The organism is Streptomyces sp. NPDC107454 (genome assembly GCF_055582885.1).
On sequence record NZ_JBVJPA010000007.1, the window covers coordinates 499,238 to 517,246 of the forward strand.

Genomic DNA, 18,009 nt, shown 5'->3' on the forward strand with positions numbered 1-18,009 from the left:
CCAGGGTCCGAAGTGGGCGCATCGGGCAAGTACCGCATCAGGCGCGTACCCGGCGTGTACTTCGACGGTAACTCCGTCACCCGAGCAAGGGCGAGCCCCCGCACGACAGTTGCGTACGGGGGCTCGCCTGCTGCTGGCTGCAGGTCCGGTCGTGCGGGTGTTACGGGGTACCGTCGGTCAGCCGACGCTCACGCCGTAGTAGCTCAGCGCCTCGGTGACCGGCTGGAAGAAGGTCGTACCGCCGGAGGTGCAGTCACCACTGCCGCCGGAGGTCAGACCGTAGGCGACGGAACCCCCGTAGAGCGGACCGCCGCTGTCGCCGCCCTCGGCGCAGACCGTGGTCTGGATCATCTGGTAGACCACGTCGCCGCTGCCGTAGTTGACCGTGGCGTTCAGCGCGGTGACCCGGCCGCTGTGCGTGCCGGTGGTCGAGCCGCGACGGTAGACGGTCGTGCCCACGCTGGGCGTGGCGGCGCTGCTGATGGTCTGGCTGCCGACCGCGCTCGGGTGCGCGATCGAGCTGTTGGTGTAGCGCACCAGCGCGAAGTCGTTCGTCGGGAAGCTGTAGCTGACGTTCGTGCCCAGCGTGGTGGTGTGACCCGAGTTGGAGTACCAGGTGGAGGCGACCTGACCGCAGTGACCGGCGGTCAGGAAGTAGTAGGTGCTCCCGCTGTGCACGTTGAAGCCGAGCGAGCAGCGGTAGGCACCGCCGTAGATGGCGTCGCCGCCGGTGATCAGCTTCTTGAACTTGCCCGGGGTGTGCTTGATCGTCAGGGCCGCGGCGTTGCCGCCCGCGTCCTTCTTGATCTTCGCGATCTCGGCCTTGGAGACCGTGCTGTCGACGGTGACGACGACGCGGTTCGTCTTGGCGTCGACCGCCCAGGCGGTTCCCGCGATGTCGGACTTGAGTACCGACTTGTTCACCGTGCTCAGCTGGGTGGCGCTGAACGTATGGACGTCGGATGCGTTCGCGGTGGGGACGGAGAACGCTGCGGCGGCCAGGAGTCCGGTGGTCACGGCGATCAGCCGGGTCCGTCTCGCTATACCGCTGCGGGGGGTGGTGCGCTTGATCCTCACTTGTCGTTCCTCCCGAGGGAAGTAGGGGGCCCGCGTGGGGTCGGGGCCCGTGAGGCGCAGCCGGGAGCCGCCCGACCGGATTCCGGACAAGCCGTGCTCCTGACAAGCGCTGTGGGGGAGTATTCGGCCGCACGGCCGACGGGCGCAAGGGCGCCTTTCGGCCGTGCAGCGTTCAACTGACGTACCACCAGCGGTAGTTGATCTTCCCAGACTCGGGTGTGCGGATTGCGTGTGGATCGTCGGGGCACTCGAAGCGCCAGGACAGCTCGGAGGAGTGCGCGGAGGGCGTGGAGGGCGCGGAGGAGTGAACCGTCAGAGCAGCGTGCGCTCCCCCGCCGGGACGGCCACGACCAGGGTGTTCCCGGGCGGCGGGAAGGGGCAGATGAAGTGGTCGGCGAACGCGCACGGCGGAAGCACGGCCCGGTTGAAGTCCACCGTCGTACGCCCCTCGGCGTCGGGTGCCGCGGGGCGCAGGAACCGGAAGCGGTAGCTGCTGTCCCCGCTGGTGGTGTCGGCGAACACGGCCCACAGCGAGCCGTCGCTCTCCACCGACACCTGGAGCGTGAGGTCCTCGCCGTCCAGGGTGAAGGCGAGGATGCCGCCGAGCCCCAGACCGCGGGCGACTCCGTCCGCGTTCTCCACATGGACGGTCCGGCTCTCGCCGTACGGCGTGAAGTGCCCCGCCGCCGACCAGCGCGGGTCGTACGGTGTCGCCTCGACGCCCTTGAAGGCCGCGCGCGCCTCGGAGGCGGGGTCGAAGTCGCGTACGCCCCAGATCCCTTCGCGCACCAGGACGACGAACCGGCGCTCGCCGAGCCCGACCCGGGACTCGGCCGCGGGCCCGGGGTCGGCGTCGAGCCGGACCTCACCGGTGAAGGGCTTCCCGTCCAGGCTCAGACCGTCCTCGGCGGCGGCCGTCAGCAGGACCCCGTCCTCCTGGTCGGTCCACAGCCCGGGGATGTCCGGAAGTCGTCCGTCCGGATAGTCCTCCAGCCAGTGCGTGCCGGTGAGCGCCAACGGGCCGTAGGGGGCGGACACCGTCTCGACGCGGCGCTCGTGCCACCGCTCCCATTCCTCGGATGCGTCTTTCGTCATGTGATCAACCCTTCCATATGGGTTCCGGCAACCCGAGGTGTGAGCGCAGCGTCGTGCCCGTGTATTCCGTGCGGAAGGCGCCCCGCTCCTGGAGCAGCGGGACCACCCGGTCCACGAACTCGTCGAGTCCGCCCGGGGTCAGATGGGGGACGAGGATGAAGCCGTCGGCGGCGCCGGCCGTCACGAACTCGTCGAGTTCGGCGGCGACCGTCTCCGGCGTGCCGACGAAGGACTGCCGCCCGGACGCCTCGATCACGGTCTGCCGGATGGACAGCCCCTTCGCCCGCGACAGGGCCCGCCACTTCTCCGCCACCGCGAGGGGGTCGGCGACACGCACCCGCCCCTGCGCGAGGGCCGGCTCCGGCTCCGGATCGATGTCGGGCAGGGGCCCGTCGGGGTCGTACGAGGAGAGGTCGACGCCCCAGATCCGCTCCAGCGCGAGGAGCGCGTTCTGCGGGGAGACCTGCCGGCGGCGGATCTCGGCGGCCCGCTCCCGCGCGTCGGCGGCGGTGTCACCGAGCACGACGGTGACACCGGGCATGATCTTCAGGTCCTCGGGCGACCGCCCGTACGCCGCGAGCCGCCCCTTCACATCGGCGTAGAACTCCCGGCCGGCCTCCAGGGTCCCGTGCCGGGTGAAGACCACGTCCGCGGTGGCCGCGGCGAACTCCCGGCCCTCGCCGGAGTCCCCGGCCTGGATGACGACGGGCTGCCCCTGCGGTGAGCGCGGCAGCCCGAACTCCCCCGCGATGTCGAAGTGCTGCCCCTGGTGGGCGAAGGGGCGCGCCACGCCTTCCGGGGTCCAGGAGTCCCACAGCTCTCGTGCGGTGGCGACGAATTCGGCGGCGCGCGCATACCGGTCGGCGCGGTCGAGGAAGCCGCCGCGGCGGAAGTTCTCCCCGGTGAAGGCGTCGGAGGAGGTGACCACGTTCCAGGCGGCCCGGCCCCCGCTGAGGTGGTCCAGCGTGGCCAGTCCGCGGGCGAGTTCGTAGGGCTCGTTGAAGGTGGCGTTGACCGTGGCGGCGAGCCCGAGCCGTGCGGTGACGGCGGCGAGCGCGCCCAGGACGGTGATCGACTCCGGTCGCCCCACGACGTCCAGGTCGTGGACGCGTCCCTTGTGCTCGCGCAGCCGCAGCCCCTCGGCGAGGAAGAAGAAGTCGAACAGGCCGCGTTCGGCGGTGCGCGCGAGATGTTCGAAGGAGGCGAAGTCGATCTGGGACTTCGAGCGCGGGTCGGTCCAGACGGTGGTGCTGTTGACGCCCGGGAAGTGCGCCGCCAGATGCATGCGTTTGCGTACAGTCATGACGCTCCCCCTGTCACGGCGTACTGGTTGGCGGGCCTGGCCAGCCCCAGGTGCTCCCTGAGCGTGCTGCCCGGATAGAAGGTGCGGAACAGACCGCGGTGCTGGAGCAGCGCCACCGTTCCGTTCACGAGCCGCTCCAGGTCACGGCGCGGCTCGACCGGGGTGAGGTGGAAGCCGTCGACGGCCTCGGACGCGTGCCAGGCGGCGATCAGCTCGGCCAGGTCGACCGGGCCGCCCCGGTACAGCGGCCCCTGCACGGTCTGCCGGGGACCGCCACCCCCATGGCCCCGCTCCGCCGCGTGCTCCCCGTCGCCGAGGTCGACGACGAGTGAGCCGAGGACCCGCAGGGTGTCGGGGTCGCGGCCGAACTCCGCCGCCGCGTACCGGAGTTCGGCCCGTACGGCCCGGGCCTGCGCGGGTCCCACGACCCGGACGAGCGCCACGTCGGCGTACCGGGCGGCGACCCGTCGGGCGGGCCCCTCGGTGGCGTCGACGACCCGGACGGGGTGGCCCTGCGGGGGCCGCGGCACGATCGAGGGGCCCTTCACGAAGAAGGTGGCACCCCGGAAGTCGACGTGGTGCAGTTTGTCCCGGTCGACGAAACGGCCGGTGGCCTCGTCGCGTATCTCGGCGTCGTCCTCCCAGCTGTCCCAGAGCCGCGCGGCCACCTCGGCGACCTCGCCGGCCTCCCGCCACAACGCGTCGGCGGGTGCCGCGTGTCTGCGGCCGAAGAGGCGGGCCTCGCCCTCGGTCGTCGACACCTCGAGCCGCCAGCCGGCCCGGCCGCGGCTGACCCAGTCGAGGGTCGCCACCGCCGCCTGGACGTGGAAGGGCTCGGTGTGGGTGGTGGTCACGGTCGGCACCAGGCCGATCCGGCGGGTGGCGGGCGCGACACGGGAGAGTACGGCGAGCGCGTCGGGCCCTGGGCGCGCGAAGGTGTCGCCGAGCGTCACGAAGTCGAGCCCGCCACGCTCCGCGAGCTGCGCCGGCCCGACGTACGAGGCGGCGTCGAAGGCCGCCTGTTGATCGAGGGCGGCGGCCAGGTGCAGCAGCCCCCGGCCGTGCGGTGCGGTCATATCGGGTGAAACCTTTCTTCGGTCATCCGGCCAGAGCCCCCTGGAGAGGGATCAAAGAACCTTGGACAGGAACGACCGCGTCCGTTCGTGCCGCGGCCGGTCGAGTACGTCGCCGGGGGCGCCCTGTTCGACGATCCGCCCGTCGTCCATGAAGACGACGGTGTCGGCGACCTCCCGGGCGAACCCCATCTCGTGCGTGACGACGATCATCGTGGTGCCCTGGTGGGCCAGGTCCTTGATGACGTCGAGGACTTCGCCGACCAGCTCGGGGTCGAGCGCCGAGGTCGGCTCGTCGAAGAGCAGCAGCTTCGGCTCCAGGGCGAGCGCGCGGGCGATGGCGACGCGTTGCTGCTGGCCGCCGGAGAGCTGTTTCGGGTAGGAGTCGGCCTTGTCCGCGAGCCCCACCCGGTCGAGCAGCGCCCGCGCCGCCTCGACGGCGTCCTTGCGCGGGCGCTTCAGCGCGGAGACCGGGGCCTCGACGATGTTGTCCAGCACGGTGAGGTGCGGGAAGAGGTTGAAGTTCTGGAAGACGAACCCGATGCGGGTGCGCTGCCTCAGGATCTCGCGCTCGCGCAGCTCGTACAGCTTGTCGCCGGAGCGCCGGTAGCCGACCAGCGAGCCGTCGACGCTGACGCGGCCCCGGTCCGCCTTCTCCAGGTGGTTGATGGTGCGCAGCAGCGTGGACTTGCCGGAGCCGGACGGGCCGAGGATCACGGTGACCTCGCCGGTGCGCACCGCGAGGTCGATGCCCTTGAGCACTTCCAGTGGGCCGAAGCTCTTGTGGACGGACCTGATGTCGACCATGAAGCTCATCGTGTGAATCCCTTGTACTGGCAGTGGAGTTGACGGTCGGGGGTTACGCGGCGGCCCGATACGCAAGATCGCGCAGGAACGCCAGCGCGGCTCGCGCGGTGGCGTCGTTCTGCCGGAACGCGGGCCCGCCGGTGCGCGGCCTGGTGAAGGCGCCCGGGGTACGTACGTCGGTGTAGGGCCCCAGCGCGAAGCGCCGCGGATGCGGCCGGCCTGCCCGGTCGAGGATCCGCCCGTCGGAGCGGTCCACCCGCAGCAGCCCCTCCGGGGTCTCGACGGCCCCGTCGGCGTGCAGTTCACGCAGCAGCGGGTCGAGGGCGCGCCCGACGGTGGGCTCGGGCAGCCGCGCCTCGACGAGCGCCCGCGCCTCGACCGTCTCGCCCGGCACGGTCGCGCTCGACGCCCGGAACACCCCGTCCTCGGCGACCACGGCCATGTCCGCGCCCATGAACTTCACGACACCGGCCCGGGACAGTGCGAGCAGCTGTCGCAGCCGGGGTCCGGGCGGCCCTGAGGCGAGGTAGCTGAAGAAGCCGTGCCACCAGGCTCCGACGTCTCCGAGCCGGATCAACTGCCCGTAGACAGAGAGGAGTCCGAGAAAGACGGCGAGGTCAGGGCTGTTTCCGGGATCATGACGGCGATTCAGATCTTCCTCGACGTACGCTCGGAGACCCTCCTGGAACTCCTCGTGCGACGCGTATCGCACCCCGTCCAGCGGACGGTCGAGCGCCGCGAGGTCGAGCCGGTCGGCGGGGTCGGGCACGGCGGATGCCACGAGGGACTCGCGCTCCGCCGCCTCCCCGGCCGCGTACTTCTCCTCGAAGTCGCTCCAGGTGATCACCGTCCGCTCGGGGTGGACGGTGAACAGCCGGTGGTAGTGCGCGAACCCCAGCTCCTTCTCGATCGACGGCCACACGTCCCGCCGGAAGTCGAAGCCCTCCGGCCGCGCCAGCAGCGCGTCGACCTCGGCGGGTCCGAAGAACCGTGGCAGCGGCGGCCGTTCACCGGTCCAGTCGTAACCGATCTTCGAGTGGTACGGCACTCCGCGCCGCGACCCGACATGCAGCACCGGTTCCCGCCCCGACGGAAGGTAGGTGTCACCGTCGTACCGTCCGCCCCGCCCTTCCGTGAGCAGCACCATCAGGTCGACGAAGGCGAGCCCGAAGCCCCGCACGAGGACGGGTTCGCCGGGCGCGAGCGAGGACAGGTCACTGTCGGCGGTGAAGTCGGGCGGCAGATGGACCAGGTCGTGTGCCTGGGCGTACGTCGCCAACTCGCGCTGCTCCTGGTCCAGTTCGGCGTCGAGATGGCCGAGCGCGAGAACGACGAGGTCGGCGAGGAGGGGACGCGGACGGCCCTCCAGCCACACCTGCTGGCGCCCCTCGCGCGGGCCGCTGACACGCAGGGCCCTGCACGGGTGATGGTGGACGGTGACGTCCGGCGGCAGGGCGGCCACGGCCTGCTCGTGCACCCAGCTCAGGTAAGCCCCTTGCAGCTGTCGGTCGGCGAAGGTACGGCCGTCGACGGCCGCCCATTCGTGCAGCGTGGGACCGGGACGCACGGGCCCGTCCATGACCACCGTCTCGTCGGTGAACATGGTGACGTCCTCGGCGTGCGAGTTCATCCACAGCAGCGGCGACTGCGCCTCGCGCCAGATGCGTCCGGCGCCCGGCGGATGGGGGTCGACGAGATGGATGTCGAGTCCCGAACCGGTGTACAGCTCGGGCGCGTTGGCGGCGATGCGCTCGATGAGACCGGTCCCCCGCGGCCCGGCCCCGACGATCACGAGAGTGGGCTTCACCGGGTGCGCTCCGAGCCGCGCGCGTAGTGCTTCTCGACGTAGTACTGGCCGAGGCCGAGGACCGAGGTGACGACGGTGTACCAGAGGGTGGCGACCATCAGCAGTGGGATGACCTGGTAGGTGCGGTGATAGACCAGCTGTACCGAGAAGAGCAGGTCCTGCACGGCGATGACGCTGATGATCGAGGTGCCCTTGAGGGTGCCGATCAGCATGTTCCCGGCGGGCGGCACGATGGAGCGCATCGCTTGCGGCAGCACGATCCGCCACCAGCGGCGCCACCGGCTCAGACCGAGCGCCTGCGCGGCCTCGATCTGCCCGCGGTCGACGGAGAGGATGCCGCCGCGCACCACCTCGGCGGCGTACGCGGCCTCGTGCAGGGTGAGCCCGATGATCGCGACCGCGATCGGGGTGAACAGATTGACCGTCTTCACGCCGAGGAGCTCTGGATACAGCGCCCCGATGTTGAACCACAGCAGCAACTGCACCAGGATCGGAATCGACCGGAACAGCCACACATAGCCCCAACTGACGCTGCGCAGCACGGGATTGGCGGACAACCGGGCCGCCGCGAGCAGTGTCCCCAGCGCGAAGCCGAGCACCATCACCACCGCCGTCAGCCACAGGGTGAGCCACAGGCCGCGCAGCACGGAGTCCGAGGTGAAGTAGTCACCGACCACCCCCCATTGGAACGCCTTGTTGCGGACGACGGAGGTGACGGCGAGCCCGAGCAGGACGAGTACGGCGACGGCGGCCGTCCACTGGCCCAGGCGGCGCTGCGGAACGATCCGCAGGGAGTCGGCCTGCTCCGGTATGTCCGGTGCGGCGGATGTTGTGGCGAGGGTGCCGGAAGACATGCGAAGACTCCGTGACGTAGTCGAACACGGGTGGATGCCTTCACACGAAGCGCCTCGCGGCGCAGTACGGCCGAGCCCCTCAGCAGGGCCGTCCACCGAGAGTACGGGCCCGTTTCCCCCCGCTGTCAAGGCTGTCCATACTGTGAGCCGTACGTCTCAAGTCGGTTGACGCACCACCGAATGCCTGTTCCACTTGGCCCATGCATCCACAGCAGTGGCTGGTCAAGCGCTCCCACATCGACTTCGGTCGCGTGTGGTCCTCTTCCTGTTGAGCTGACCCACTGCGCGCCCCGATCGCTTGATCCCTCGATCAATCCGATCGCCTGATCCCTCGGCCGACCGGGCGCCCTTCGCGTTCTCCCTCCCTTTCGCCTTCACACGCGCACCCTCCCCTCGGGTTCTGCTCACTCTTGCTCTCAGGAGACCGCACACCATGCGTACGTCCACGCGTACCCGCTATCGGCATTTTGCGCCCTTTGTCATCATCACCTCGGCGGCCCTGCTCCTCACGGCATGCGGCTCCGGCTCGGACGACACGACCGGCACCGCGGCGAACGCGGCGGCCAAGGCCGACAAGATCCCCACCACGGACGTCGTCTCGGACATCCCGAAGGACGAGGCCGCCGCCAAGCTGCTCCCGTCCGGCGTCACCCGTCTCACCGTGGCGGTCGCCGTCGGCGGTACGCCACCCGGCACGACGTATCTGGACGACGGCAAGACGCTGACGGGCCAGGACGTCGACTTCGCGGACGCCGTGGCCAAAGTGCTCGGCATCGAACTCAAGACGGAGCAGGCCGGCTTCGAGGCGATCCTGCCGGCCCTGGACAGCGGCAAGTACGACTTCGGGGCCAGCAACTTCGGCGTCACCGACGAGCGGCGCAAGACGATCGACTTCGTCACCTACATCAACGACGGCCAGGGCTTCGCCACGCGCTCCGACAGCAAGCTGGCCAAGATCACCGACCTCGGGCAGCTGTGCGGCCTGAACGTCGCGACCGGAGCGGGCACCACCTTCGAGGCGACGCTGGAGGAGAACAAGAAGGTCTGCACCGACGCCGGAAAGAAGGCGTACAAGGTGCAGACCTACAGCGAACAGGGCGCGATCTGGTCCTCACTCCAACAGGGCCGCAGCGACCTCGTGATGAGCACCATCAACGGCCTGCGCTACGCCGTCGCCCACCAACAGGGCGTCAAGTTCCTCAACGAGTACCACCGCCTTGACGTCGGCTTCGCTTTCAAGAAGGAAACGAAGCTGGCACCGGCCTTCCAGGCAGCGGTGAACAAGCTGATCGCGGACGGCACATACGACAGGATCCTCAAGAAGTGGGGGACGACGGGTTCCGCGATAGAGAAGTCGCAGATCTCGCCGCCGGAACTGAAGAACTAAAGCCTTTCCCGCCACGGACGCGGCCGCCGGGCACATGCCCGGTGCCGCGCGCCGCCGTATACGGGTTTTGTCACAGTCCGCAGTCACAGCACGAACAGCATTCACAGCACTCGCAGATCTCACAGGCCTCGCAGCAGCTGCAGTCGCAGTTGCCGAGGCAGCCCTCGCGCCTCCTTCGCGACCACGGCCCCTCGAACTCGTCGGCACAGCACACCTTGCAGGTGCAGCACACCCCGATCGCGGCCGCGCACCCGGCCCAGAAGCCTCGCCTGCCGGGCCCGGGCGGCGGGAAGGAGGGAGCGCCACCGAAGGGGTTGCCGCCACCGCCGTAGGGATTCTGCCCGTCGTACGGGCTCTGGGGGCTCTGCGGGTTGTACGGCCCACCGTGCTGCGGCGGCCCGAAAGCCCCCCGCGCACCGTCCGCGTGGTCCTGATGCCCGCACCCCGAGGTCCCGAACGCGCGGTCCACCGACCGCCCCAGCTCGTGCACGAGCAGCAGATGCGCCAGCTTGCCGTCCGTACCGTGCTTTCCCGGGGCGACCCCGGCCCCCCAGGCCACCTCGCGCAGCGCGAGCCGTATCCCGTGCAGTGCGTCATCGGCGAGCCGACGCGCCTCCACGAGCGAGGTGCCGGTGGCCGTGAGCGGGTTCCACGCTCCCGACGCGGCGTCAGACTCCCGGTCCTCCACGGCGTCCAGCAGATGCGCGAGCCGCCCGAAGAGCCGGCCGGCCTCGGCGAGCGGCCCGGCGTTGCCCGGCCGCCCGGCCAGGACGGCCGTGTGCGCGAAGGCGGCGGCGGTCGCGGTCTCGGTGGGCTCGGTTACGGTCAGCAACGGCGTCCCGAGGCCGGCCAGCGCCTCGATGCCGACCTGCCGGTCGACGGCGTCGACGAGTACGGCGGTGTCGAAGCCCACGTCGGATCCGGTGCGGGCCCCGGCGCGCCCCCAGCTCGCGGCGACCCGGCGGGCGGCGAGCGCCACCGGCCTGCGCGCCAACAGCCCGTCCCCGTCCGCCACGTGGTCGCGCACCTTGGCCGAGGCCAGCACCAGCGAGACGGCGGCGGCGAGGCGGGCTCCCTCACCCTGAGCGACGGACGCGGTCCGCATCCCGCGCAACGGGCACGGCCCCGCCGTACGCCGCCACCCGGTGGTGCGCTCGGCCTGAGCCTCCGTCAAAACCGATATCAGCAGCCCGTCGTAATTGGTGACAACCCGAGCGAGCTGTCCGTGGTCGCCGCGCAACGCGAGACAGAGTCCGCACAGGTGCGCCATCCACTGTGCTTTGAGCCCCTCACCGAGGCGGTGGCTGCAGGGCCTCACGATTCCGAACATGACACTCCCCCGTGCCTCGTACGACGTTGAGCTGCGGCATCGTATCGACCCCTTCGTTCACCCGTACGCCCTACTCATCACCCGAACGCCGTCGAGAATCATATTTCACTCACAGTCAGCAGCCGTACACGCCAGGACCCTTGGGGCACGCGGGCTCTCGACGAATTCGCTGTGCACCAGTACCGTCACGAAACCCCCGCGCGGCGTCTATCCACTTGGCGCGACATCCGCATCATGGACGACCATGGGGATGCGGAAAGCAAGAAAGACCGCTGTGAGAGGAGGCGTCCATGGGATCGGTGCGCAAGGCGAGTGCCTGGCTTGGCCTCGTCGACGACAACGATGACGAGCGTTACTACGACGACGACAACTACGCCGAAGGACAGGACTCCGGCGATGCCTGGGTCACGGACCCGCGCGTGAAGGTCGCGTCCGAGACGGCGGAAGAGACAGGCCGCCGGATCGGCACGGTCACCCCGGACAGCTTCCGGGACGCACGCGGCATCGGCGAACTCTTCCGGGACGGCGTCCCGGTCATCATCAACCTCACGGCCATGGAGCCCGCCGACGCCAAGCGCGTGGTGGACTTCGCGGCCGGCCTGACCTTCGGCCTGCGCGGCACCATCGAGCGGGTCGCCACCCGGGTCTTCCTGCTGACCCCTGCCAACACCGAGATCGTCAGCGGCGAGGCCCCGGGACGCCCGACGGACGGCTTCTTCAACCAGAGCTGAGGCAGGGCCGCTCACCGGCCCTGCTCTCCGGTGCTCGACTCACCGAAAGGCGTCGAGTCCGGTGAGCGCCTTGCCCAGCACGAGTTGATGCATCTCGACGGTGCCCTCGTAGGTGAGCACCGATTCGAGGTTGGTCGCGTGCCGCATCACGGGGTATTCGAGCGAGATCCCGTTGGCGCCGAGGATGGTGCGGGCGGTCCGGCAGATCTCGATCGCCTCCCGTACGTTGTTGAGCTTGCCGAAGCTGATCTGCTCGGGACGGAGCCGTCCCGCGTCCATGCGCCGCCCCAGATGGTGGGCGAGCAGAATCCCCTTGTGCAGTTCCACCGCCATGTCGGCGAGCTTGGCCTGGGTGAGCTGGAAACCGCCGATGGGCCGTCCGAACTGCTCGCGCGTCTTCGCGTACTCGACGGCGGCCTCGAAGCTGGCCCGCGCGGCGCCCATCGAGCCCCACACGATCCCGTACCGCGCGTGCGACAGACAGCTGAGCGGCCCCTTGAGGCCGGTCACGTCCGGCAGTACGGCGTCGGCGGGCAGCCGTACGTCGTCGAGTACGAGCTCACTGGTCACGCTCGCCCGCAGGGACCACTTGTGCTTGATCTCGGGAGCGGAGAATCCGGGGACGTCGGTGGGCACGACGAACCCCCGGATCCCGTCCTCGCTCTGCGCCCAGACGACCGCGACCCCGGCCACGGACCCGTTCGTGATCCACATCTTGCGCCCGTTGAGCACCCAGTCGCCGCCGTCGCGCTTCGCGTACGTCCGCATGGCGCCCGGGTCGGACCCGTGGTCGGGCTCGGTCAGCCCGAAGCACCCGATGACCTCACCGGCGGCCATGCCCGGCAGCCACCGCTGCTTCTGCTCCTCGCTCCCGAACCGATGAATGGCGTACATGGCGAGGGAGCCCTGTACGGAGACGAGGGACCGGATGCCCGAGTCGGCGGCCTCCAGCTCCAGACAGGCGAGCCCGTACTGCACGGCGGTCGCGCCCGCGCATCCGTACCCCTCCAACGACATCCCGAGCGCCCCGATCCCGCCCAGCTCGCGCGCCAGCTCCCGGATCCCGGGCAGCTCGCCCTTCTCGTACCACTCGGCGACGTACGGCAGCACGCGGTCCGCGGCCCAGGTCCGTACGGTGTCCCGGATCGCCAGGTCCTCCGGGTCCAGAAGGTCGTCGAGGCCGAGGGGGTCGGTGGGGTCGAAGGGCGGGAGCTTCGGGGACGCGGACATGGGGGCAGCCTCCGGCACGCTAAAACTAGCACCGCTAGTTACGGTCTCGCCCCGACGGTACGACCCAGCGTCCCGCACGTCCAGTACCTCTCCCACCCGCGCACCACCCGTTTCCACCACGCTGACAAGTACGGGTCCCCCACGGGGGTGAAGCGCCATCGGTGACTTCCCGTTCGACCGGGACGCTCGGTGGCCGTCGGGAAGGCGCAGCCGCCGACGGACGGGCAACCCCCACGTGTCGACGTGCTGGAAACGGGTGGTGCGTGGGTGGGAGAAAACCCGGGCTACGCCGAGACGCGCGACTCCGCAACCCCCCGAGGCGCCGGAATCTCCGCCGAGCCCGCCGCAGGCACCCCGCACTCCATGACCCGAGGCAGCCGCAACGCCATCCCCGCCCCCAGCAACAACAACCCCGCGCTGACGAGCAACGTCACATGCAGCCCGTGCACGAAGGAGTCCCGAGCCGCATGACGCAGGGCCGCCCCCCGCACCCCGCCCAGCCGCGCGGCGACGTCGTACGCCTCTCCCAACGAGTGCCCCGCCGCAGCGGAGTCCCCCGGTGAGACCCCCGGTACGGACGACAGTCCGGGCGCGTACGACGCGTTCATCACACTCCCCAGAAGCGCGATCCCGATCCCCGCCCCCAGCTGGTACGAGGTCTCGCCGATCGCCGCCGCTCCACCCGCCTGTGCCGGCGGCGCCTCGCTCAGCATCGACTCGTACGCCCCGAAGAGCGTCGTCTCCAGCCCGAACCCGAGCAGCACGAACCCGAACAGCAGCAGCCCGGTGTTGTCGTTCCCGCCCATCGCGGTGAGCGTGACCACGGCCACCGCCGTGACACAGAACCCGAAACAGACCATCACGCGTGGCCCGAACCGCCGCAGCAGCCGCGCCCCCGCGAGCCCCGCGGCCATCGCCGCGAAGGTGAGCGGCAGCAGGCGCAGCCCGGTCTGCAGGGGCGAGAGCCCGAGGACCAGTTGCAGGTACTGCGCGGCGATCAGCTCAAGCCCGACCAGCGCGAGCATGGCGAGGACGATGCAGCACACGGACGTACTGAACGCGGGCCGCGAGAACATCCGCAGGTCCACCAGCGGATGCGTACGGCGTCGTTGACGCCGTACGAAGGCGAACATCAGCGCGCCGCCCACGAGCAGCGGCGCCAGCGTGAACGGACCGAACGGCGCTTCACCGCCGCCGAGCCGCTTGACTCCGAGCACGAGCCCGAAGAGCCCGGCGGCGGCCATCAGGGCCCCCACCACGTCCCAGGGACCGTCGCGGTCGCCGTAGGACTCGGGCAGCAGCAGCCGTCCGATCGGCAGGCTGATCAGCATCAGCGGGATGTTGACGAGGAAGACCGATCCCCACCAGAAGTGTTCGAGAAGGAACCCGCCGAGCAGCGGCCCGACCGCCGCGCCCACCGCGGCGACCGCGCTCCAGATGCCGATCGCGAGCGCCCGCTCCCGTCGGTCGGGAAAGACCTGGCGCAGGATCGACAGGGTCGCGGGCATGATCATCGCGCCGCCGACGCCGAGCAGGGCGCGCGCGCCGATGAGGACCTGGGCGCTGTCGGCGAGCGCGGCGATCCCGGAGGCGATGCCGAAGAGTCCGTATCCGAGGAGGAGCACACGTCTGCGGCCCACCCGGTCACCCAGCGTGCCGAAGAGGATCAGCAGCGCGGCGCAGACGAGCGGGTAGATGTCGACGATCCAGAGCAGTTCTATCGCGCCGGGCTTGAGGTCCTCGGTGACGGCGGGCACCGCGACGTGCAGCACGGTGGCATCGAGGGCCACGAGGAGCAGGCTGACGCACAGCACCACGAGGACGACCCAGCGGTTGGCACCGGCCCCGGCCTCCCGACGACGACGCGCGGTGGCCGTGGTCGTCCCGGACATGTACGTACCTCCCAGATGTTCCCTCGCGTTCGGCGATCCGCTGGGTGGGGACTCCCTGCGGCTGCGGTCCAGGAGGAGCGGGGTTCCGGACGCACGCATCAAAGGCGAGTGAGCGGCCAGCGTACGCGAGTTCCCGTCTCATACACGTGGCGGACCTCTCACGTTCTCCTTGCCGAGCATGTGGCGTACGCCACGCTCCCCCTGGGGCACCACGCCCCGGGCGGCCGCCCGGTTCCGCCCGCCGTCGATAATCGAGCCCGTGACCGATCTTGAGACGCCCCTCGCGACGCCGCCCGGCGCGAGCGCGCCACGCCGGGCCGCGCCCGCCCTCCTCGGGTACGCCGCGGTACGGGCCCTGGGCGTCCTCACGCTCGCCCTGTGGAGCGCGGCGAACGGCAAGAGCGCCCACAAACTGCTGACGGCCCGCTGGGATTCGCTCTGGTACACCCGCGTCGCCGATCTCGGCTACGGCTACGAGGTGCGGCTGCCAGACGGTGACGTGCACTCGAACCTCGCGTTCTTCCCGCTGCTGCCCTGGCTGGAGCGGCTCGTCTCGGCGCTCACCCCTCTGTCGTACGCGGATGCCGGGCTGCTGGTCAGCACGCTGGCCTCGCTCGCCGCGGCCTGGGGGATCTTCGCCGTCGCGGACCACGTGTACGGCCCCCGCGTGGGCGTCTGCGCGGTGCTGGTCTGGGCGGTGCTGCCGGTCGGCATCGTGCAGTCGATGGCGTACAGCGAGTCCCTGTTCACGGCGCTCGCCGCCTGGTCGCTCTACGCGGTACTGACCGGCCGCTGGGTGACGGCCGGTCTGCTCGCCGCCTTCGCCGGCCTGACCCGCCCGGTGGGGGCCGCGGTGGTCGCGGCCCTGTGGGTGGCGGCCATCACCTCGTTCGTGCGGGATCGGAGCGCGCACCCCGCGCACGGCGCGCCCGTGCTCCGACGCGCCCTCGGCATGCTCCTCGCGCCGCTCGGCGCCGCCGGATATGTGCTCTGGGTCGGCCACCGCACGGGCAAGGGGCCGCTCGGCTATCTCGACGTCCAGGCGGGGTGGCGCAACGGATTCGACGGCGGGTACGCGTTCGCCCGCTTCGTGGGCGACAAGTTCACGTCATTCCCGTCCGCTCTGGCCGGCGTCGGACTGATCGTCGGAGTCGCCCTGATCGTCTGGCTGTACGTGACGTGTGTACGACAGGGCCAGCCGGCGGCGCTGCTGGTGTACGCGGGGATCGTTCTCGCGCTCGCCCTGTGCGCGTCGAGTTACTTCGGCTCGAAACCGCGCCTCCTGCTGCCCGCTTTCCCCCTCTTGCTCCCCCTCGCGCTGGCCCTCGCCCGACTGCGTACGTCCAGGTCAGCGCTGATTCTCGGTGGCGTGGCGCTGGTCTCCGCGCTCTACGGAGCGTTCTGGCTGAACGGCTCCGGTCCGCCATGATCCACCCGCTGACGCTCGGTGAGCGGCTGGAGAATTTCACCCCAGGATTCGGTGAACGAATTCAAAAGTGGCATAAAACAGAAGCCCGAGCCGATCAATGGAATTGAAGGATCGGGGCGCCGATGATTAGAGAATCATTGGAATTAAACATCGCCCTGAGAGGAATCCCACATCACATCGTCATCACAAAGCGAGTGATTCGGCCTGGAACGCAGCTCACTCGCTGTAACGTCGATTGAGTGCGTACCGAACGAAACCTCACCCGTCTGGACCGGGTCTTCGCCCGGTTGGACCGTGAGCCGGAACGGCCGGCGAACATCGATGTGCCGAAGATGAGCAGGCACAGGGTTGTGCTCTTCGGAGCCACCCTGGCCTTCTACGTGGCCATCGTGTGGGCCGTTGCGATCACATCGTGGCTGGTCCGGTTCGACTGGCAGGTCATGTTCTTCCGGCCCTATCAGCAGTGGCCGGAGATCCACGCGTTCCTCGACTACTACGTGGTGCTGGGCCAGCGCGGCCCCACCGCCGTGATGGTCGCCGCGTGGCTCGGCTGGCGCTCCTGGCGGCAGCACACCCTGCGTCCGATGCTCACGCTGGGCGCCTCGCTGCTGCTGCTCAACATCACGGTCGGCGCCGCGAAGCTCGGCATGGGCCGCCTCGGCCCGCACTACGCCATCACGATCGGCTCGAACGAAATGGGTCTGGGCGGCGATATATTCCCTTCGGGCCACACCGCGAACGCCGTCGTGACCTGGGGAATCCTGGCCTATCTGGCCTCGACCCCGCGGGCGAGGCGCTGGCTGTCGGCACTGTCCGCCGTGACCTCGCTCGGCGTCGGCCTCACCACCGTCTACCTCGGTACGCACTGGCTGAGCGATGTGCTGCTGGGCTGGGCCGCCGGTCTGCTGATCCTGCTGGCGCTGCCGTGGTGCGAGCCGCTGATCGCCCGCGCCGAGACCGGTCTGTTCACCCTGCGCGACGCCTGGCGCTCCCGCCGCGGTCGTGCGGTGCCCGCCCCGGCCGAGGCTCCGGTCGGCTCCCCGGTCGGTGCGCCCGTGCTGGTCAAGCAGTCGGTCCCGGTGGACGAGGAGGCTCCGGCGCGGGGTGCGGTGCCCACCGCCCGCCCGCCCCGGGCGCCGGTCTACCTGGCCCCCGGACCCCACACGGCCCGCTCGGAGCGCACCCCGGTCACCCCGGTCGGCAGCCGCCGTCCACCGCACGCGGACCGCGTGGCGCGCACCACCACGACGTCGTCCGCCCGGCCGCTGACAGGCGGCTGAGGCACAACGGACGGATCATGGATAACAGCGGGGCCGGTACGCACAACCTCCCCGCACGGCGAAGGCCCCCGGCTCGTGAGCCGGGGGCCTTCGCGCATTGCGTGGACCGTGGCCTCAGCCCTTCCAGCAGCGAGTCACCCGGCCGTCGGTGACCTCGAAGTTCAGCCGCCCCGTGCGGTACTCCATGGTGATGATCGCGCCGGGCGGCAGCGAGCGCACCGTGGACCAGCCGTGCTCCCGGGCGCGGTGCTCGGCGCTCCTCGCCTCCAGGCCGACATAGGCCTGCGGACTGTCCTGGGGCTCTGCGGGCGGGGTGGGAATGGGTGCCATGGGCGCCACGTTAGGCGGCCGACCGCGGCGGGGGAAGTCCGGGCCGCAGACCATGCGTCACCCGTGCCCCTCCGGTCACGCTTCTGTCACAGGATCACGACACTCGTTTCGGCCGAACTCCGTCACACGTACGAGGGGTTCCCCACGTGTCCCGCACGCCTTCGAACGTAATTCGGGACTACCTTGGCGCCGTCCCGAATAACCCAATGGAAAGTGCGGAGTCCCCCGCCGAGAACCCGTGGGGGACGCCTTTCCATTCCGATTCCGGGGCATGTCGCGGAAGCTGACACCGCATAGGAAATGCACGGTTCCAGCACAGAACCCCCGCACACCCTCTGTCGGAGCGCGGAGCGATGCGAGCACCACGGCGTGAGCTTCAGGCGG

General features: G+C 70.2%; 15 protein-coding genes. 4 read left to right on the forward strand and 11 right to left on the reverse strand.

What is annotated here, in order from left to right:
* Positions 1 to 177: 177 nt before the first annotated feature.
* The 7 genes from ACZ69M_RS20505 to ACZ69M_RS20535 form a co-directional block, all read right to left on the reverse strand.
* Positions 178 to 1,077: a S1 family peptidase gene (locus ACZ69M_RS20505; protein WP_470051723.1), complete on the reverse strand. Its 900-nt coding sequence runs from the start codon at positions 1,075 to 1,077 to the stop codon at positions 178 to 180.
* Positions 1,078 to 1,389: 312 nt separating this feature from the next.
* Positions 1,390 to 2,172 carry a DUF1684 domain-containing protein gene (locus tag ACZ69M_RS20510; protein ID WP_470051591.1) on the reverse strand — a complete coding sequence of 261 codons (783 nt, stop codon included), beginning with the start codon at positions 2,170 to 2,172 and terminating at the stop codon, positions 1,390 to 1,392.
* A 4-nt stretch (positions 2,173 to 2,176) separates the two neighbouring features.
* Positions 2,177 to 3,475 carry an NtaA/DmoA family FMN-dependent monooxygenase gene (locus tag ACZ69M_RS20515; RefSeq protein ID WP_470051593.1) on the reverse strand — a complete coding sequence of 433 codons (1,299 nt, stop codon included), beginning with the start codon at positions 3,473 to 3,475 and terminating at the stop codon, positions 2,177 to 2,179.
* On the reverse strand, positions 3,472 to 4,551 hold the full coding sequence (locus tag ACZ69M_RS20520) for an LLM class flavin-dependent oxidoreductase (RefSeq protein ID WP_470051594.1): 1,080 nt from the start codon (positions 4,549 to 4,551) through the stop codon (positions 3,472 to 3,474). The genes ACZ69M_RS20515 and ACZ69M_RS20520 overlap by 4 nt, the downstream gene beginning before the upstream one ends.
* Before the next feature lie 51 nt (positions 4,552 to 4,602).
* The gene (locus tag ACZ69M_RS20525; RefSeq protein WP_470051596.1) at positions 4,603 to 5,364 is read right to left on the reverse strand and encodes an amino acid ABC transporter ATP-binding protein; all 762 of its coding nucleotides are present in this window, start codon (positions 5,362 to 5,364) and stop codon (positions 4,603 to 4,605) included.
* 43 nt (positions 5,365 to 5,407) lie between these two features.
* Complete coding sequence (locus ACZ69M_RS20530) at positions 5,408 to 7,162, reverse strand: FAD/NAD(P)-binding protein (RefSeq protein ID WP_470051598.1); 1,755 nt, start codon at positions 7,160 to 7,162, stop codon at positions 5,408 to 5,410.
* On the reverse strand, positions 7,159 to 8,016 hold the full coding sequence (locus tag ACZ69M_RS20535) for an amino acid ABC transporter permease (protein ID WP_470051600.1): 858 nt from the start codon (positions 8,014 to 8,016) through the stop codon (positions 7,159 to 7,161). The genes ACZ69M_RS20530 and ACZ69M_RS20535 overlap by 4 nt, the downstream gene beginning before the upstream one ends.
* A gap of 433 nt (positions 8,017 to 8,449) precedes the next feature.
* Here ACZ69M_RS20535 and ACZ69M_RS20540 point away from each other — a divergent pair, with 433 nt between their 5' ends.
* Complete coding sequence (locus ACZ69M_RS20540) at positions 8,450 to 9,403, forward strand: ABC transporter substrate-binding protein (protein WP_470051602.1); 954 nt, start codon at positions 8,450 to 8,452, stop codon at positions 9,401 to 9,403.
* Between the two features lie 70 nt (positions 9,404 to 9,473).
* On the opposite strand, the gene ACZ69M_RS20545 is transcribed toward ACZ69M_RS20540, so the two are convergent.
* Positions 9,474 to 10,733, reverse strand: coding sequence for a DUF5685 family protein (locus ACZ69M_RS20545; protein WP_470051604.1), 1,260 nt, complete (start codon positions 10,731 to 10,733; stop codon positions 9,474 to 9,476).
* A 290-nt stretch (positions 10,734 to 11,023) separates the two neighbouring features.
* On the opposite strand from ACZ69M_RS20545, the gene ACZ69M_RS20550 reads away from it, so the two are divergent.
* Positions 11,024 to 11,464: a cell division protein SepF gene (locus ACZ69M_RS20550; protein ID WP_352051383.1), complete on the forward strand. Its 441-nt coding sequence runs from the start codon at positions 11,024 to 11,026 to the stop codon at positions 11,462 to 11,464.
* 39 nt (positions 11,465 to 11,503) lie between these two features.
* Here ACZ69M_RS20550 and ACZ69M_RS20555 read toward each other — a convergent pair whose 3' ends face one another.
* Positions 11,504 to 12,694, reverse strand: a complete 1,191-nt coding sequence (locus ACZ69M_RS20555; RefSeq protein WP_470051606.1) for an acyl-CoA dehydrogenase family protein — start codon at positions 12,692 to 12,694, stop codon at positions 11,504 to 11,506.
* 284 nt (positions 12,695 to 12,978) lie between these two features.
* A complete protein-coding gene (locus ACZ69M_RS20560) occupies positions 12,979 to 14,586 on the reverse strand; it encodes an MFS transporter (RefSeq protein WP_470051608.1) in 1,608 nt (535 codons plus the stop codon).
* Between the two features lie 259 nt (positions 14,587 to 14,845).
* Between ACZ69M_RS20560 and ACZ69M_RS20565 the strand changes: the two genes are divergently transcribed.
* Both ACZ69M_RS20565 and ACZ69M_RS20570 read left to right on the forward strand, forming a co-directional pair.
* The gene (locus tag ACZ69M_RS20565; RefSeq protein WP_470051610.1) at positions 14,846 to 16,015 is read left to right on the forward strand and encodes a glycosyltransferase family 39 protein; all 1,170 of its coding nucleotides are present in this window, start codon (positions 14,846 to 14,848) and stop codon (positions 16,013 to 16,015) included.
* A 239-nt stretch (positions 16,016 to 16,254) separates the two neighbouring features.
* Complete coding sequence (locus tag ACZ69M_RS20570; RefSeq protein ID WP_470051612.1) at positions 16,255 to 17,295, forward strand: phosphatase PAP2 family protein; 1,041 nt, start codon at positions 16,255 to 16,257, stop codon at positions 17,293 to 17,295.
* Between the two features lie 114 nt (positions 17,296 to 17,409).
* On the opposite strand, the gene ACZ69M_RS20575 is transcribed toward ACZ69M_RS20570, so the two are convergent.
* Positions 17,410 to 17,625: an I78 family peptidase inhibitor gene (locus ACZ69M_RS20575; RefSeq protein ID WP_075027802.1), complete on the reverse strand. Its 216-nt coding sequence runs from the start codon at positions 17,623 to 17,625 to the stop codon at positions 17,410 to 17,412.
* Between the last annotated feature and the right edge of the window lie 384 nt (positions 17,626 to 18,009).

What these genes read in the sequence shown, in the direction of transcription:
- ACZ69M_RS20510 (WP_470051591.1), bottom strand. Translation starts at nt 2,172, where the DNA reads ATGACGAAAGACGCATCCGAGGAATGGGAGCGGTGGCACGAGCGCCGC.
- ACZ69M_RS20520 (WP_470051594.1), bottom strand. Translation starts at nt 4,551, where the DNA reads ATGACCGCACCGCACGGCCGGGGGCTGCTGCACCTGGCCGCCGCCCTC.
- ACZ69M_RS20535 (WP_470051600.1), bottom strand. Translation starts at nt 8,016, where the DNA reads ATGTCTTCCGGCACCCTCGCCACAACATCCGCCGCACCGGACATACCG.
- ACZ69M_RS20515 (WP_470051593.1), bottom strand. Translation starts at nt 3,475, where the DNA reads ATGACTGTACGCAAACGCATGCATCTGGCGGCGCACTTCCCGGGCGTC.
- ACZ69M_RS20555 (WP_470051606.1), bottom strand. Translation starts at nt 12,694, where the DNA reads ATGTCCGCGTCCCCGAAGCTCCCGCCCTTCGACCCCACCGACCCCCTC.
- ACZ69M_RS20560 (WP_470051608.1), bottom strand. Translation starts at nt 14,586, where the DNA reads ATGTCCGGGACGACCACGGCCACCGCGCGTCGTCGTCGGGAGGCCGGG.
- ACZ69M_RS20540 (WP_470051602.1), top strand. Translation starts at nt 8,450, where the DNA reads ATGCGTACGTCCACGCGTACCCGCTATCGGCATTTTGCGCCCTTTGTC.
- ACZ69M_RS20575 (WP_075027802.1), bottom strand. Translation starts at nt 17,625, where the DNA reads ATGGCACCCATTCCCACCCCGCCCGCAGAGCCCCAGGACAGTCCGCAG.
- ACZ69M_RS20550 (WP_352051383.1), top strand. Translation starts at nt 11,024, where the DNA reads ATGGGATCGGTGCGCAAGGCGAGTGCCTGGCTTGGCCTCGTCGACGAC.
- ACZ69M_RS20545 (WP_470051604.1), bottom strand. Translation starts at nt 10,733, where the DNA reads ATGTTCGGAATCGTGAGGCCCTGCAGCCACCGCCTCGGTGAGGGGCTC.
- ACZ69M_RS20525 (WP_470051596.1), bottom strand. Translation starts at nt 5,364, where the DNA reads ATGAGCTTCATGGTCGACATCAGGTCCGTCCACAAGAGCTTCGGCCCA.